Annotated in this window: 2 protein-coding genes; one reads left to right on the plus strand and one right to left on the minus strand. The window is 51.1% G+C overall.

What is annotated here, in order from left to right:
- Positions 1-360: 360 nt before the first annotated feature.
- Positions 361-1,038 carry a DUF305 domain-containing protein gene (locus DQ405_RS26830; RefSeq protein WP_158525233.1) on the minus strand — a complete coding sequence of 226 codons (678 nt, stop codon included), beginning with the start codon at positions 1,036-1,038 and terminating at the stop codon, positions 361-363.
- Positions 1,039-1,410: 372 nt separating this feature from the next.
- Between DQ405_RS26830 and DQ405_RS26835 the strand changes: the two genes are divergently transcribed.
- Positions 1,411-1,601, plus strand: a 191-nt coding sequence (locus tag DQ405_RS26835) for a twin-arginine translocation signal domain-containing protein (protein ID WP_168426504.1), incomplete at its 3' end; no start/stop codon positions are given.

Here is a 1,601-nt window from a genome sequence, read left to right on the forward strand (position 1 = left end):
CAAAGTTGGTATGAAGTAGTCAGGTATTTTTGGCTACTTCAGACCCCCTGACAAGAAGCAATCGATCAAACAACGTGGTCTGGGAAGGAGCGAGTGGGAACAATCGGTTCCGCTTGCGCGTACCCCTTTCAGTCATGAACAATTCCTTTGCGGCACTGTTGCGCTAACCGGCCTACKCGGCGCGCGAAGCGCGTCTGCTTCATCGAAAAACTAGGCGGATGGAGTCGGGGGACTCACCAAATCAGAAACGCTTCTTCAGAGTCTATTTAGTGAGCCAGCCGGCTAGCGATAGTCTTTTTAACGCAGACTATGCCGGCTCGCTCAATTGAATTACGGCGCTAGGCAGTCAGAACATCCTGATCATCTTCTGGTGATCGGGTTATATGGCTGATAGTCACAAACGTTGAATCGCTCGCACAATTGCGTACGCATATCATTGATTTGCCTCGTCTGAGTTTGAACGATGCCCTCGCAATAATGCTTGAGCTCTTCATGTTTCAGATCGAACTTGACCCGGCACTCCTGGCTCGGGTCTAGAGCCAAATAATGATGATTGCTAAAGTTTGCCAGAAAAGCCCTATCGAATTGTGCTCCAGGGCTTTCATACGTTAGCGCTTGGATCGCCCGCTGCCCTGCAGGTGTTACTTGCGGTACATGCGCTACACCGTACCACTCGAGCAGGAATCGTTGAGCCTTCGCTATTTCCTCACGTTGCGATCGGTTTGCCATACGAGCCATTGATTTTATTTCTTCAGCGCTCGCTTTAGCTGGTGTAGGAGCGGTACTAGGTGTGGGGGCGGTTCCTTCCTTTGGATTATTGACCTGCGGGTCACGCTGTACATCTGTACCGGCGGCTAGTTCGGTCATTCTCAGTGCAGAAAAATGATGGTCAATAATGAACTTCAAATAGGACTGCTCGAAAGGTGCCGTCCTTCCGTTTCCCGGTCCAGCCGCTTGTGTGGGAGCAGAGATAAGAGCACCGGTGAGCAATACGGTAGCTCCTAAAAAGCCGACACGGCGCAATGAGTAATTAGCCATGGTATTAGTTCCTGTAGGGATGTAACGCCGAAGTGATCCTCTGCTCATCTTTTTAGCAAAACAAACGCAACGAGCATTGATGCAATCGATTGCTTTCCAGAAATTAAGTTCCTCTTTCGCAATGGGAATTGCTCAGCTCGGTATGGAGTGCCCGGAATCGCCGTGTCGCATAGGTAAAATCAGGTGTCGCTAACAGCGTCTAAGCTTACAGAAATGTAATCGCTGCTTTGCTCGAGATATGCCATCTTTCTATTTACTAGGTGGGTCGTTTTCTTCGACAGACCGTAACGAACAGTAAGCCCAACAAACGCTGGCCACAATCGTCTGCACGATCGTTGTCAGTTTGGCTCCTTAGCTTGATTGGAAGCACGCATGCAACATAAAACCTCAAGGCGAACCTTCGTTAAAGGCCTGACAGCCGCTGGCATCATTGGTGGTCTTGGCTTGTGGCGGGCCCCAGTTTGGGCAGTGAGCAGCCCCGGTCAGCCCAGCGTCTTAACCGGCACAGAGTTCGATCTGCTCATTGGCGAGACGCCGGTGAACATCACCGGGGCGGCCCGGAC

This window comes from Pseudomonas sp. SST3, assembly GCF_003325755.1.

What these genes read in the sequence shown, in the direction of transcription:
- DQ405_RS26830 (WP_158525233.1), bottom strand. Translation starts at nt 1,038, where the DNA reads ATGGCTAATTACTCATTGCGCCGTGTCGGCTTTTTAGGAGCTACCGTA.